Consider the following 17,710-nt stretch of genomic DNA (forward strand, 5'->3'; position numbering starts at 1 on the left):
AGAAGGAAACACTGGGAAAATGAATCTTGATGGACCAATGGTTCGTGCGACTGGAGCGAAGATGATGACTGTGGGAGCCAAACTTCTTGAAGAACTCGATAACGTTGGACCAGAAGGAATTTCTGAAATGGTAAATCCAGAGTTTACTCCAGCGCCAGCTTCAACTGGCAGTAATTCAGGATCACGAGGGGCTGCACCTGATACAAAGGGTATTATAGACCCATTATTTGAGGAGAATCCTAATGATATTATAGACCCATCATTTAGAGGAAATCCTGATTCTGATTCTAATTCTAGATCTGAACCTACGATTTAATGAAATGATGAATTCATCGGGTTTGTCTGAAAGCCCTGAGCCGAAAGGTTTGGGGCTTTTTGTATGATGAAAAAAGTGTTGTCGAACTTCGACGACACTTTTGCACTATCCATAAACAGGAGAATATGGTGCGAAAAAACAGCTAAATTTTTAAGAATTTCTTAAGAAAAGTATTGCCATATAGGCATATTAGTGGTAAAACAGGCACAATCGCGAATGACTTTAGTTTTATGCGGGAAAAAACAATGACGACCCCGATTCTCATCGGATTATTCCTGTTTTTTTTAATTTTTTCACTTTTTCTTCCCGATGTTCATGCCCATACTTCGCCTGAAAATACAACGGCTCATGAGTCTTACATTTATATTTGCTTTCGTGATCACATCACTTCATGTCCATGCTTCTACAAATAATTCAGAAATAGAGAGTGAAGATTTAAGTGGCATCATTTCGTGTGATTCAACTGAATGCTCAACTAGAAAAAGTAGGGAAGATCAACCCGGAAACAATGATGATTCCGATATTGCTCAAGAATCTCCTGCTCAAAAAGAGGTTCCTCCAGAAGAGAGAGACCAAGGTAATATTATTGAGGAGCAGCACGAGGAAGTCCCATTTTTCGATCCTGATACCTCGGAAATACCTCCTTCTCAAGATGATAATGGTCCTATTATCAACGGTGAAATAATGTATCAAGATCCTTCCTCCTCATCTCAAAAAAATGAGAAAGAAGATCTTTCAGGAGTTCGTGATACTCGAGAGATAGGGATTGGAAACGATGATGGGATACGCGTTTTTTCTGATATTGAAAATGTTGATGATGAAATTCGAACGGCAATTCAAGAGATACAAAAAAAAGAAATTATTCAAGGCTATGCGGATGGGACTTTTCGTCCAGATAAAGAGATAATTCGCGCAGAGTTTTTAAAAATTGTCATTAAAAGTGCGGGAGAAGATATTCCAAAAGAGGGCGATTATAAAAATTGTTTTGCTGATGTTCATGAGGAATGGTTTGCAGAGTACGTGTGTTATGCGAAAGAGCGCGGATGGATAAAAGGATACGCAGATGGATTTTTTCATCCAGAATGGAATGTGAGACTCAGTGAAGGAATAAAAATTCTCATCGAAGTTAATGACATAAAAATCAAAGATAAGGATTCGTCCCCTTGGTATCTTCCCTATTTTGAGCTCGCGCTTAACCAGGGAATTTTAAAAGCAAGAGATGAAGATCCTGAGCGATTTATCACGCGTGGAGAGATGGGATTATATGTATGGAGAACGGACTTTTTGCCAAGTTCTGTTACGACTCCAAGCGTCAATAATTCTCCTCGTGATGAAGATCTGAAGTAGGTTGGTTTCTCTGAAATAAAATTCAAAAACATTTCTTCTTTCGAAAAATATTTTTTCTTGTTTCTATGAAAACTCCTCCCATCCTCCGCTTTTTTCAAAAATATATTTCCATCGGTACTGCTGCAATATTTCTCATGGTCAATATCCTGGCAGGAATTCCCATGAGTGCTCGTGGAAAAGCCGAGGAAATACCCCCAGCGGCAGCGGATTTTTCCGCTCCTAAGATTCAAAAAGACTACTTTGCGGGAGTAAGTGCGAAAACTGAGGCAGTTTATACCACTCCGGAGACGGATACATTGTTCGAGACCATGTCAGACACAAATAATCTTCGAGAAGAAAGCAAATTTTCTGAACAGCCTGAACAGTTAGAATTAGAGTCCGTTAAGGAGGAAAGAGAAAATCAAAAACCAGAAACTCAATTTTTGGAAGATATTTTAAAATCAGAAAAAGGAGAGCTTTCTGAGAATAAGAAGCTCCCTCAAGAGATACCTGAGAGACCTAAAAATAAACGTACTTTCAAAATAGAGGATGGAATAAATCATACAGACGAAATATTTTTTGAAAAATCCGAGGTTACTTTAGATTTCAAAAATGCAAATGTTCAATTCCTTGATCCAGATGATGATACAAAGAAGCCTGAAAATACAGCGGAAAATACGCCCGTAGTCCAAGCGGGTTGGCAAACAATTATGACAGAGAATTTTGAGGGAGCATTCCCTCCCGGAGGGAGCAGTTGGCAAGCTTATGATAATAACTCTAACAGTGGAAATGATTATTGGGATGATGTGAATTGTCACCCGCATACTGGAAGTTGGTCCGCTTGGGCAGCGGCTACAGGCGACATGCCTGACTGCGGTCAATACGATAACAATATGAACTCTTGGATGGTATATGGTCCATTTAATCTCAGTGATGCGAATGAGGCAGAGCTTAATTTTTATTTTCAAAACGATTCGGAACAAAATTGGGATTTTTTCGGATACTATGCGTCAATAAATGGATTAAATTATTCCGGATTTCAAAATACTGGAAGTACCGGAGGATGGGCGTATAGAAGTTTTGATCTCACGAATGTAGGAACATTAGGAAATTTGACTGGACAGCCTCAGGTTTGGATTGCTTTTGTGTTTTCCAGTGATAATAGTGTCAACTCACTTCAAGGGGCGTATGTGGATGATATTTGGCTGGGGAAATATGTGAATACCAATCCTGATTTAATGGCTCCTTCAGCCAGTATTAACAAGAGAAGTTTCGTTCCGGGTGAGACAATAGACATTGGCGTGACAGTGATGAATCAAGGAAACGCAGTTGCTGGCGAAAACTACATATACTATTACTTTAAAGATTTTGTTTCCTATCATGATCTCAACAAAGTAGGATCAGATTATGTCATGCCACTCAATCCTGCGGCAACATCTCAAGAAAGTTTCAGTTATACCATCCCAATAGATACTGTTTCAGATACGTATTACATTTCGTATCAAATTGACGCGGGAGAAGTTGTGACTGAGAGTGATGAAACAAATAATCGCGGGTATTGGGAAATCACTGTTGATTCAAGGGCAAATCTTACTTCTGCAGGATCTACGATAAATAAATCAACATTTCTTCCAGGAGAAAATATAGAACTAACAAATACAGTGGTCAATAATGGTTTTACAGAATCAAATGCAAACCAAGTACATTATTTCTTGCATAAAGATAACTATTCGTTTGATCCGAGTGATGAGATTGACCGAAATCTGTTCCCAAGACTCGCTCCGGGTGGCACATCTACAAAAAGCATGAGTGAGACGATTCCTCTGGGAACACCTCTGGGAACGTATTATCTTTCCTTTTGGATTGATGCAGAAAATGCCACTGATGAAATTAACGAAAATGACAATAGGTTTTATTACATAATCACTATCCACGGAGAACCAGATTTAATCTCAAGTGGTACTGCGAATACAAACGTATATCCCGGTGATACCATTTCAGCAAATATCACAATTCAAAATAGTGGAAATGAAACTGCAGGAGCAAGTACGGTGTATTATTATTTTCATGATACTCGTATATTCACAACAACATACAAAGTAGGAGAAGATCCTGTTTCAAGCCTCTTAGTCGGAGGAACATCTGCTGAAAGTTTTGATTATGTTGTTCCGGCAAATATAACTCCGGGAACATATTATTTATACTACTGGGTTGATGCAGGAGAGACAGTTGCCGAAAGTAATGAAGGGAATAATCAGTATTACTGGACAATTACGGTAAATGCGCTGAAACCGGATCTCACTTCTGCTGGAGGAACTGCCAATACTCTTGTTCTTCCTGGAGAAACAATTACCGCAAATCATGTCGTAACAAACCAGGGGAGAGCACAGGCAGGAGCAAGTACGGTGTATTACTATTTCCACAATACTCTAACGTATGAAAGTGCTTATAAGGTGGGACAGAATTCAGTTCCATCTTTAGCTGTAGGTGGAAATTCTGCTGAAAATTTTAATTATATTGTTCCTTCAAGCACTCCAGCAGGAACATATTATCTCAGTTTTTTTATTGATGCGACAAATGGAGTTGATGAGAGTAATGAAGGAAATAATCAATGGTATTGGACAATTACAGTTGTGGTGAAACCAGATTTGCTTTCTCCAAGAGATGACAAAGGGACAATTAACAAGACTACTGTTTCTCCGGGAGAAACACTTATTGCGAATCACCGAGTAAAAAATGAAGGCGTCGCAAATGCGGGGCAGAGCACAGTGAAATATTATTTCAAAAAAGATGAACAAAGTTATGCAGAACAAAATAAAATTGCTGAAAATGCGGTCTCTTTTCTGAGTCCCGGTCAAGCGTCAGCTGAAACACTCTATTATACCGTCCCTTCAAACACCCCTTCGGGAACGTATTATTTATCCTACTTTATTGATGCAAATAATACGGTTGATGAGATTCACGAAGGAAATAATCAATATTACTGGACGATTACGGTAACTGGTCAGCTTATACCTGATCTCACTCGGGCGAGTCAGAGCATCTCTCCGGAAGGAGCACGGCCAGGAGAAACAGTCAATTTGAATGTGGAGATTCGAAATCAGGGAAATGCGCCAACAGGAACGGGGGCGCGTATTACGTATTATTTTCATCAGGGTTCTCCCAGCTATTCATCAAATGATTGGGTGGGAGAAGACGTATTTGGAAATCTTGAAGTGAATCAGACAGTAGGCGAAAATCTCAGCTATCAACTTCCCGGGAATCTCAATGAGGGAATCTATTATTTCTCGTATTGGATCGATTCCAGTTCAGATGTTGCGGAAAGCAATGAGGGAAATAATCAGTTCTCCATTCCAATTTCAATTGGAGAAGGGGTGCGTATTGTGGGAATTGCGATGCCGGGAGCTTCACAATATGTGAAAGCGACAGGAGGGGCTTCGACTACAAGTGGAGAGGAGATTGGGACAGAGAGTTATGATGTTACGGTTGATGAGCCCGTGTATTTGCAGGGTGACAATATTCCGATTATTGTGGGAGCGGATGGTGGAGATTATCTTAATGGCACTGATGTCACAGTAAAAATAAAAGATCCCAGTGGGAATGTGGCAGCATTTGGAAGAAAAGTAGCAAGCCCTCCAAACGATTGGCGTAATTTTTTTGGATTAGGCATAAGTGAAATTACTTTTTCTGCTCCTTTATCTCTGAGTACAAAAGTAGGGAAATATACAGTAGAAGCAGTTATTAGCAAGTATGGCGTCGATCTTGCCAGAAGAGAAAAGGAGTTTTATGTGAAGTACAGAGCAGAGATGAAAGATTGGGAGAATCAGATGTTTTATCATCACTATGTGGAAAAGGAAAAAGCGGTGTATTATACAAAGTGGAATCTTTTCCCGAACAATAAGTATAATCTGCATCACTTTGAGCCAGAAAATAAAATTTTTCTGGAGGCTATGAGCTTAATCAATGGTGATAGTAGTCCGTACGAATCCGTTCAAAAAGTTTGGAATATTAGTGCTGATAAAAATAATGGGAAATGGGTAGATATGAGTTGTGGGCATGAGGAAAGGAATGGGATAATAGTCGAATTATTTACACCAGATACAATTAGATGCACAGATCCTGATCCTAAGAAAATTTGGACAGGGGAGGTGCGAGACGACGATGATAACCTGCTTTATAGTGGTCCCGGGTTGCAATGTATGGATCGTGCAAATTTGCTTCTTGATTATGTGCGAGCTATTGGTCTACCAATAAGAATGGCAAGTGGAATAGACTTTGCACCAGCAAATAAAACATTTGTACCTTATTGGAATTTTCATGTTTGGGATGAAGTTTTTCTTCCCGAAAAGGGAGGATGGTATGTATTTGACTCGAGCCCCGGGAGAAAACAAGGTACGAGAAAAGAATATGGGAAATTGGAAATTGATTATTTTGGGAATAGGTTTGGAAGTAAGAATGGGGTATATTCTCCGAAACCATTTTCTGAGAATGATGATGATGTCCTTCCTCAGGAACTTACAAATGATTATTTAGGCGGGCGTGCCCGAGGAACACTCAGTAATCTCAGCGCTGAAACAAATATCCAAGCAAACAATGTTCAGTCAACTGTTTCTATTGATGAACCAAATCAGGCGAAATTCCTCTCCTCATCTCCGTTGCTGAAAGAGGGGGCAAGGGTAAGTTTTTTTCATAATTCATCTGAAGTAGAGTCTTGCGATGATTGCAGTAGTATTAGTGTGGGAGAATATTTAGATACATCCAATGCCTCAGAATATGAGAATGATGTATTGTATTTCAACAAAGGAAAATCCCTTTGGAGAAATAGAAACTCCGAAAAATATGACGAACTTTTTAATTCGATTAAGTATGATTTTAAGAAGTATCTTCCCGAAAAAATATTAGAAAGAGCGGAAAGAGGACCATTTTTTGTCCCTCTGGAAAATTTCCCGACATATCATCAAGTTGCAGAATATGGGGAGTATATATTTTTTAGAAACTTTATATATACCCCGACAGGAATATCTAGTTCTTACGACCCCCATTATGTTTTCACTATCGGAACTAAAAATGGAGAAATTATATATATTGAATTGTTTATAGGTGGTTCACGACCTTCCAGTCTTTATGATCCGCGCCCTTATTCTGAGAGAAACCAGAAATACAAGAGCTCATTTCTCTCTGAGGAAAAAGCAAGGAAGATTATTGAAGCTTTATCTGAAATTGATACTGTTTCAGAATTGGGACTTTCTATGACTCGAAATGATCCCGTCTACTATCCCGCAGGCGATTCCTATGACTGGTCAGCGAAGCTTGAACCCAAATACCACAAAGATCTTCTCGGAAAATCAGAAATACATATTGATGCTAGGACAGGAGAAGTTGCTTGGGGAAGAATAGCAAGGGTCGTGGATGCCGAATTTTTGAAAGACATTGAATGGAAAGAGAAGGTGCACAGTAATTTATCAGAGTATATCGATAATGAAAGCAAACTAGAAACTATAGAAGAAGCATGGAAAAGAATGGGCTCAAAAGCTTATGAGTCGACGTATCTCAACATAGAAACATCTCCATGGGAAGACCGAAATTCCGGAAAATATGATGAGCTTTTCAATAAAGTAAAACAAAAATTTCAATACACACTTCCTGTAGATCAGATAATAAAAGATGAATATTTCATTCCCTTAGAGAATTTCCCGAGATATCACCAAGTGGCTATTTATGGTGACTATGTTTTTTTCAAAAATTTTATTTATAATCCGTCGTACAACTATGGTGGTACTGATCCACATTATGTCTATGTTGTGGGAGCTAAAAAAGATGCGGAAATAGCCTATGCGGAATTATCCGATACAACACGATCTGGCACTAATCTCTGGGAATATAATCCTTCAAAGAGCACTCCCTCGGTATTCCTTAAACAATCCGAGGCTAAAGAAATTATTTCTAATTTCTCTGAGATAGATGAGATTTCAGAATTGCAAATGTCAATAGCTTCATATAGACCATATTCAGGAGTCCCTGAGGATAAATACTTTTGGTCAGCAAAGCTTGAGCCCAAATACCACAAAGATCTTCTCGGAAAATCAGAAATACATATTGATGCTAAGACAGGAGAATTTTCTTGGGGAAGAGTAAGCAGAGTTTTGGATCCTGAATTTTTACAGGATATTGATTTTAAAAAAATTGAAGAAAAAGTCGAGGAGAAAGGATTTTTTGAAAGCATCTACGATTGGTTTTGGTCTTTATTTGCTTCTGGAACTTCTGAAAAGGAAGTGGCAATAAAAGCTATAAGTTCTTCGAAAATTGCTTCACTTTCAGATACACCTCCAAATGAAAAAGTTGTTTTGATTGATGATACCGAAATTGAACCTCTGGTAGATACAGAAAGTTCAGCTTCATCTGCTGAAGATCGTTCGAAAATAGAGCCTTTGATCACTCCAGAACCTGTAAGTATTCCGTATATTCCAAAACAGATTCAGGGAGCAGTTGCTGTCGATATTAACTTTCTTTTTCAGAATACTGGGACTCCTCGCATTATTGGAATTGATGATCCTGAAATTCCTGATGCGTCAAAAACATATTTTGAAATTATTCCCTTCAAAAATAATAGACCTCTTCTGGGAAGCGTAACGACTATTAGAAATGGGATCGATATTCTTCCGAGCGCCGTTCAAGAATTTAATTTTCAAATACAAATTGAAGAAGAATACGACGATATTATTGTAGTTTTCAAAGAGTACATTACTGAAGAGTATCAACCCCAAATTGCCCTCATCTCGAATGCAACCTCCCAAAATGCCCTCCGAGTACTCAATACTTCTTCGGAAGGAATCTCAACTGAAGGACTTCAATATGAAGCTGCTGGGACGAATGGATCAATTGTCGTAGAGGAATATACTACTTCTGATGAAAGTACAGACTATGACCAGGATACTTTTCATTTTATGAACGGAGAAGGGGTGAATAATTATACGCATCAATACAGAATTGATACGAGCAATGCAAATGTTATTGTTCCCGGATATTCTGATATTAGTTCTATCACCAATCCAAACATTCACTATCTCACGCTGCAGAAAAATGTTGCTGGAGAAAATCACAGTATTACCTACCTCTTCACAAAAAAACCATCTCTTCTCACTCATGATGGAAGTGAACTTACTTTGGAATGGGAATTTGGTCTTTCTCCTTTTGGAGAAGAGACGCTCCATTTATATTCTCAAGATCTGCTAAGTAGTGATACACCACAAACTCTCTACGAAGCGCTTGCTCAAGAAATTTTGAACCATGAAGATCCACTCTTCTTTCTTGATGTAGAAACTGGGACAGAATATCGAGCTCCTGAGAATCTTCCTGTGAGAATTACTATACAAAATTCCGCTCCGAATTCAAGAAGTGCAGATATTTCGCTAAAAGTAAGCACTCCACCAAATTCTAATCTTTCCATTCCGGGAAATGAACAGATATATTCCACTTCACAAATTCTTGAGGTAAGTGGTCTTGACGAGGCAGAGTACACTTTTTCATATCAAGATCATGGTCATCTTCGAGAGGCAATTCATTTTTTTGAAACCAGTGCTGATTTCTCATCTGCATTGGCATCAACACAAATTCAAAACGCATACAGCATTGCTCCTTCGGTTCCAGAACAAGTTAATGAAGATCAAGCTTTCCCTGTGACTCTGAGTATCCAAAATGAATGGGAAATTCCGGTAGATAATGTCACCGTGACTCTCAGCAGCAAATATTTTGAATTTGAAAACGGTTCTCAAAATATTTCGCTTAGGGCACATCAAACACAAAGTATTGCATGGAATCTTACTCCGCTCACGTATGGGGACCATATTCTTGATTTTACTATCACCAGTCCAAATGGAGGAACAGCATACCTCTCTCAAGAAGTGGAAGTCCTTGGGTTTCCAGACTTGAAAAATACACTGAAAGCTCAAGATCAGGTTCCTCTTGGAAATGTGCTCCCAGTGACTTTGGAAGTGTATAACGCAGGAGATTATTTAGCCGAAAATATTCCCGTTAGAATCGATGTTCCTGCAGAACTCCTTGTAAATGGTATTCTTACACAAAGTATTACTATTCCGCCTCATGAAACTGTTACCGCGGTATGGAATCTTTCAGGAAATGTTCCCGGAAACTTTGGCTATGCCATCATTGTTGATGAGGGAGGAACGCATGACAAAAGACTACTTTCCTCTCTCCTTGTAAGAGAAACAGGACATCAGGGTGATCTCATTATTGAGGGGAATGGAGACGGTGTCTATGGTCCTCAAGGACTTGGAGGAGAAAGTTCTCAGGAAGTTTCTCACAAAAATGCAGTTGAATTTGAAATTGTGGTTCAAAATGAAGGAGCTGCCGACACATTTGATCTTACTTGGAATACAAATACGAAAAGTGTGATCACGCTTTCTGATCAAAATAGAACGCCCTTCACTAATTTTCCTGCAGAGCTTGTTATGACTGCAGGAGAAACAAAAACTCTCTATTTATCGCTCACTCCTCTTGAAGAGAATGAAGGAATCGATGAGGGATATGTGACGATTATGTCTCAAAATGATCCTCTTGTGGTCGAGAGCGTCAAAGCAGTCGTGACGAGAATTGGAATAAGCGCTTCTCCAAGCGAAATCTATCATACGATATATAGCACTGGCGAATCATATAATTTTGATTTGAATATTCTCTCGCGTGGATTTACTGGGAATGTGAGTGTCGATTATAATCACGATGTTTTCACCGCCTCTCAAGAAACAATATCTGCCCAGCCTGGAAGTGAAGAAACTGTAAATCTTAGTCTACGAAATAGTGTTCGAAACGACACCAACGAAACAATTCGTTTCCTAAATGGAGAACAAATTCTTGACAGTGTTCAGATTCATATTCTGTTCAATGTCAACGCCCCTAATCCTGTTACAAATTTGCAGGCTACGGCATTCCCTCGGGAACAGGAAATCCATCTCGAGTGGGATCACACCTTTGCCGCACAAAATCAGGATATATATGCACTTTCAGGAAAAAAACTGATTATTGGGCAGCAGCTTGAATATCCTCATGTTCCCGGAGAAGTGATTATTCGGCTTAAAAAAGAATTGACTGCTCTTGATCGTGAGGAAATCCTGAAATTTCATAGTTCAAAAGATTACATCGTGGAAGAGAAAAAAATGCTTCCCCAATTAGGACTGAAGGGAAAAGAAAAAAATATTCTTCCAGAGTTTCAACTGATTCGTATTCCGTTCCCGGAAAAAATGGAAGAGGCGCTCCTCGAATTACAGTCAAAAGAGTGGGTCGTCTACGCAGAACCAAATTATCTCCTGAAACCAGATGTAATCCCAAATGATCCTTCTTTTCCTGAAGAGTGGGGACTTTCCAATACTGGTCAAACGGGAGGAACTCCGGATATTGACATTGATGCTCCCGAAGCATGGGAGATCGAAACAGGTCTTGAAAGTAACGTAATTGTTGCTGTCCTTGATACTGGAGCAGATTACAATCATCCTGATCTTTCCTCAAATATTTGGGTGAATTCAGATGAAATTCCGGGAAATGGAATTGATGATGATAGTAATGGTTACATAGATGATATACATGGATACGATTTTTCTACGTGTGCTGATCATGCGAGTAATGGATCATGTCTCGTATCAAAAAACAGGGATAATGATCCTATGGATGATGGTCTTGATAATGGTCATGGAACACATGTTTCTGGAATTATTGGCGCCACTACGAATAACAATTTAGGCGTTTCTGGGGTCACATGGAGAGCAAAAATTATGCCTGTAAAATTCATGAGTGATGGCAGTGGAGAAATAGGAGATGCTATAGACGCGATTCAGTATGCGGTATCCAATGGGGCAAAAGTTTTAAATAATAGTTGGGGAGGAGGCGCATACAGTCAATCTCTTCGAGATGCGATTGCTTTTTCGGAATCCCAGGGAGCGCTTATTATTGCATCAGCAGGAAATGGAGGTTCCGATAATATTGGTGACAATAACGATGTCATCCCACACTATCCCTCTGGATACGACTTGGAGAGCATCATCTCTGTTACCGCCATAGATCAGAATAGTTCACTTGGCACTTTTGCGAACTATGGTGTGGAAACAGTAGATATTGCAGCACCCGGTGTCGAGATTTTGAGTCTTGCTCCAAACGAAGATTATAAATTTCTTAGTGGGACTTCTATGGCTGCCCCTTATGTTTCAGGAGTCGCAGCTCTTTTGTGGACGAAACACTCGGAAGCAAATAGTTCCGATATCAAGAAATATATTTTAGATGGATCCGATAGAGTTTCACTTCTCTCAGAAAAAGTTTTGAGTGGTGGTCGATTAAACGCAAAAAACGCACTTTCTCAAATTAATGTTTTCCGTGAATTTGAAGTACATCGATCGAAAATTCCGCTTGCTCAGATAAATGAAGAAACATTACTTGCTACTACGACGAATCATGAGTATATCGACACTACTTCGACATATAATACGGAATACTATTATGCTGTCGTTGCTGTCGGAACTACAGACAATAGAAGTCAACCGTCGATTCTGGAAACTCCGACGGTTGTTCATTCAGGTCCGTATGTCTCTGATCTCTCTCAGATTGAAGATGAAACAAGTCAGGAGATTCCGTTTGGAGGAACTACAAGTGATCAAAATCCTCAACTCCTTTTCCACTTGGAAGATTTTACTTTAGGAAATACACTCGGATATACTCTCCAAATTGATACTGACGGAATTTATGACAGCGGTTCCAATCAAGATGAAGGAGACACGATAAACTATACTTATTCAGCCTTAGATCTTGGAAATCCTGGAGATTATTCTTATCAAATTGAGGATGTACTTGAAGCAGGGGAGTATTATTGGAGAATACGAGCTCTCAATAATAAAGGAGAAATACTCGATTGGATATTTGCGAACAATGGTGAGGTTGCTTTTTCCGTGGCGAATATTTCTCCCACACTTACCATTCTCGAACCAGATGGAGTAAACGACATTTCCGATAAAAATTATACGATTCGATGGACGGATGAAGACGCCGATAATAATGCAAATATTTTCTTATACTACGACACAAATAATTCTGGGAACGATGGAATGCCGATAAATCTCACTGCCCTTCATGAAGATGATGAGATAGATTCATATCTTTGGGATACTTCGGGAGTTCCTGAAGGACAATATTATGTGTATGGAATAATTAACGATGGAGTAAATCCTCCAGTTATTAGTTACAGTACAGGAGCAGTAACGATCGATCATAACGAAATTCCAACTCTTACCATCCTCGAGCCCGATGGAGTGAGCGATATTGCTGATACAAATTATACCGTCACTTGGACTGATGAGGATCCAGATAATAATGCGAGCATTTTCCTGTATTACGACACGAATAATTCTGGAAATGATGGAATGCCAATAAATCTTGTTGCCCTTCCGGAAGATGATGAAATGGATAGTTATGTTTGGGATACTTCAACACTTACTCCCGGAGAATATTATGTGTATGGAGTCATTGATGATGGAGTGAATTCTCCGGTGGTAAGTTATAGTTCTGGAAACGTGAGAGTTGTTCATTCTATTGAGAATGATCTTATTTTGAATAAATTTGGTGAAGGCTCAGGAAGTATTCGAATGACTGCGACTTCAGATGAGAATTCTACATTTGAGAGTTGGAGTGGTGAAGGATGTTCAGGAAATCAAAGTTGTGAGGTCGCATTAAATCAAAGTAAAACCGTTACAGGGAAATTCAATTTTGATGGAGTACATGGAGGAGTATCAACTCAAGAGCTTGAGGGAGCGTTCAAGGATAGCACTACCTTTATTGAGAACAGGGGACAAGTTCCTGATTACGTCGCGTATTATGCACAAATATTCGGCGGAACAGTGTATGTGACAAAGAGTGGAGAAATTTTTTATGATCTTCCGATGATTGAGAAAAAAGATCTCAAAAATGAACTCGATACAACATTACATCCAGAAAAATTTCTTGAGAATAAAAAACAAGAAAGACACAAAGGCTGGGTTCTCAAAGAAAGCTTTACTGGAAAAACTCGATCTAATTTCAATATTACGGCGAGTGGAGAAGCGATACCAAATATGAATTTTTTCTCAGGAAATGATGAAAGTAAATGGCAATCAAATGTTCCCACATTCAAAGAAGTGAGTCTTGGAGAAGTGTATGACGGTATTGAACTCAAATTAAAAGCTGAAGGAAACAATGTAGAGAAACTTTTCTCGGTTCAACCGGGAGCAGATCCGAGTCAGATTGAGATGCGCATGGAAGGAGCACCTGTGAAAGGAATAGATGCAGAAGGAAGACTCATTGTAGAAACAGGATATGGAGAAGTGAAATTCACAACTCCAGTAGCCTTTCAAGAAGTGAATGGGGTCAAAAAGAAAGTACAAGTGAAATATGAACTGGGATCAGATGGATATAAATTCAAAGTTGAGAATTATGATGCGTCGAAAGAGCTTGTAATTGATCCGTTGCTCGCTTCGACGTTTTTTGGTTCAGAGAATTATGACACACTCATTGGAGATATGATCATTAATGTCCATGGGAATATATATATTACAGGTGTTACTCTATCATCTCTTTTCCCTCTTACTCCTGGAGCGTATGACGAAACTTTTGGTGGATATAGTGAAGCATTTATATCTTTGTTTTCCGGCGATCTTTCAACACTCTTGACTTCAACATATCTCGGGGGCGATGAAGGTGAATTGATTGCTTCAATTGTGCTTGATTCTCAAGGGAATGTATATGTTGGTGGCACCACCTCCTCATATGATTTTCCGATCACTTCGGGAGCCTATGACTCAATTTATGATGAAGATTCAGATGGATTTGTTTCAAAACTTTCGAGCGATTTAGGTACGCTTATTTCCTCAACATATATCGGTGGTGAAACATATGATTATGTAAGTGCCATTGATTTTGATGCTGATGGAAATATTTCTCTCACAGGAATAACTTTTTCTCGTGGTTTTCCAACGACAGATGGTGCATATAATCAAATCTTTGGTGGTTCTGATGATATATTTATCTCAAAATTGAATCCTCAACTCTCTGGTCTCCTCTATTCGACATTTCTTGGGGGAGATAGCTATGAGTATTCGCATAATATTACAACTGATCAAAACGACAATATCTACATTGTCGGAGCAACGATGTCCGAAAATTTCCCTACAACAAATAATTCTTATGATCAGATAAAAAATGGAATGAGTGATAGTTTTATAACAAAAATTAGCTCAGATTTAAGTATGGTTCAGGCTTCAACACTTTTGGGAGGAGAAAATGATGACATCATTTTCTCATTAGATTTTGACTCAGAAGGGAAAATTATTGTTGTAGGTGAAACAAGTTCAGATGATTTTCCTACGAGTCTTTCGGCGTATTCTGAGTCATTTTCAGGAGTAATAGATGGCTTTGTTTCAAAATTCGATGAAAATTTAACATTTCTTTTGGATTCTACATATCTTGGTGGAGAGCACGAGGATCTCATCACATCTCTCAAAATAGACGCAAATGGAAATATATATTTGGCGGGCGATACATTCTCAACAGATTTTCCGACAACAAGCGGATCTTATAAGGAAATTTCTTTTGATACCGAAGAAGGACCACTTGATGGCTTTATTTCCATCCTTGATAGAAATTTTAGTGATTTAAAGATCTCAACATTTCTTGGTGGAAACTCTCCTGAGGTGGTTTATGCTTTTGCGATGGATAATCAAAATAATGTATATGTTGCCGGGAATACATATTCATCTGATTTCCCAACCACACTTGGAGCGTACAGAAGAGACTTTGCTCCTGATGAACTCAATACCTTTATCTCAAAACTCGACAAAAATCTTTCCGCTGATATTAATCTCACCGTTCACAAAACAGGAACAGGAAATGGAACATTTACTCTCACAGCTCTTCCTGATGCTACTTCAACCTTTGTTGGTTGGAGCGGATCCGGTTGCACTGGAATAGAAACTTGTACAGTTTCTATGGATCAATTTCGCAGAGTTACCGCTGCATTTGAATTAATCCCAAATGAGTCTCCGACCCTCACCATCCTCGAACCAAACGGAATAGACGACACAGCCGATTTGAGTTTCCCCATGACTTGGGCAGATAGTGATCCTGATGATGACGCGAAAATATTCCTCTTTTATGACACAAATAATGTTGGGAACGATGGAATATTTATTTCTGGGAATATTTCTGAAGATGATCAAGCAAATAGACATATTTGGAATACTTCATCTCTCTTTGAAAATTCATATTACACGTACGGACTCATTTGCGATGGAACAAATCCACCGCTCATGACATATAGCAGTGGTCCTGTTACGGTTTCACATACAGAATGTACGGAAAGCGATTGGAGTTTTAGCATTACACCGCGATCCTGTCCTTCTTCTGGAATACAAGTAAAAACATGGACCAAAATAAAAATCGAATGTTCTGGAGGCGCTGAGCATCCTGAGCAAGAAGAATTGCTGTGTAATGCTGGTCTTCAAACATCCTCTTCGGCTGGGTTCGGAAAAATTTCTGGGGAGAAAAAAGAACCAGAGGAAATAGTGTATCTCAATGCTCCAGAAAAGAAGGCTGAGTATGCAGCCCTTGTATCACTTCCAAATGAGAATTCCATTAGTACCAAAGTGGGAAGCACTGCCCTTCTCATCGGAGATGATGATATTCCTGATCTCACTCTTCCACTCTTTCCGGGTGAAGAAAATCCACCACTCGATCCAGATCCAAATGCGCCTCCCCAGAGTGCTGATCTTGCGATCAAAATCAGTAGTAGTGTTCCGATTGGAACTTCTCCCAAGGTTCGAGATATCGTAACTTACGGAATTTCCTATTCAAATCGAGGAAATATTGTTTCTGAGGGAGTAATCATCAAAAGTATTTATGATGCGCAAAAAATAAAAATTCGCCCAGCGTCTCTTCCCGCAATATGCTCCGACAATACCATAGGAACAATTACATGCCAGGTGGGGAATCTTCCTGCTGGAGCAAAAAGAGAAATCAGGTATAGAGCTCAGCTCATGAGTCGTGGAAGAGCGGTAACTACCGCAAAAATTAGTTCCAAAACCGCAGATCCGAATCTTCAAAATAATACTGCAAGAGTCGCTTTTACAGTAATTGATCCTCCAAGACTGGTCACGCCGATTTCAGATCAAACAAGAAATGAAAATACTGTATTTTCATTAAATATTGCTGGGAATTTTGCAGCAGAAACGGCATACGCAATTAGCGGAGCAAATTTCCTCACCATCGACGCTCAAGGGCTTATTAGTGGAACCTTACCTTCTCTTCCCAATGATGCTTCATATACTGTGACTGTAACGGCTTTAAACATTGATGGACAGGTGACGGATTCCTTTGTGCTCACGGTAAAAAATGTTCCAATGCCGCCAGTTCTGGTAAATCCGATTCCAGATCAAACAAAAAATGAAAATACGACGTTTTCTCTCAATGTTTCTGGAAATTTTGATCGAGAGACTTCATACACGATGAATGGAGCCACATTCCTCAGCATTAATGCGCAAGGAGTTATTTCAGGGACTCTTCCAAATGTAACCCAGGACACAAATTACACAATCAATGTTACTGCATTAAATGGAGATGGAAATATTTCTGATTCGTTTGTGCTCACTGTAAAATATATTCCTGTTCCACCAGCGCTTATCACTCTAATTCCCGATCAATCAGCAAATGAAAACACGACATTCTCGCTCGATGTTTCTGGAAATTTCTGGGGAGAGACCTCGTATAATTTGAGTGGCGCTACGTTCTTGAACATTAGTCCACAAGGGGTTATAAGTGGAACGTTGCCAAATATTGCTCAAAATACAAATTACACAATCAATGTCACCGCTCTGAACGCAGAAGGAAGTGTTTCTGATTCGTTTGTTCTTACAGTGAGATATGTTCCGGTTCCTCCAACTCTCGTAGCTCCAATTCCTGATCAATCCGGAAATGAAAATACAGAGTTTTCTTTGAATGTCGCTGCAAATTTTAATCTTGAAACATCGTACACATTGAGCGGAGCTG

The 17,710-nt window shown here is 39.2% G+C and carries 3 protein-coding genes; all 3 read left to right on the top strand.

Going from position 1 to position 17,710, the window contains the following annotated elements:
* The coding region (locus tag HZA38_03650) for a hypothetical protein (protein ID MBI5414587.1) at window positions 1-316 on the top strand (316 nt) is incomplete at its 5' end.
* 315 nt (window positions 317-631) lie between these two features.
* Complete coding sequence (locus tag HZA38_03655) at window positions 632-1,663, top strand: S-layer homology domain-containing protein (GenBank protein ID MBI5414588.1); 1,032 nt, start codon at window positions 632-634, stop codon at window positions 1,661-1,663.
* Between the two features lie 65 nt (window positions 1,664-1,728).
* On the top strand, window positions 1,729-17,710 hold a 15,982-nt coding region (locus HZA38_03660; protein MBI5414589.1), incomplete at its 3' end, for a S8 family serine peptidase.

This window comes from Candidatus Peregrinibacteria bacterium (assembly GCA_016220175.1).
Taxonomy (GTDB): domain Bacteria; phylum Patescibacteriota; class Gracilibacteria; order CAIRYL01; family CAIRYL01; genus JACRHZ01.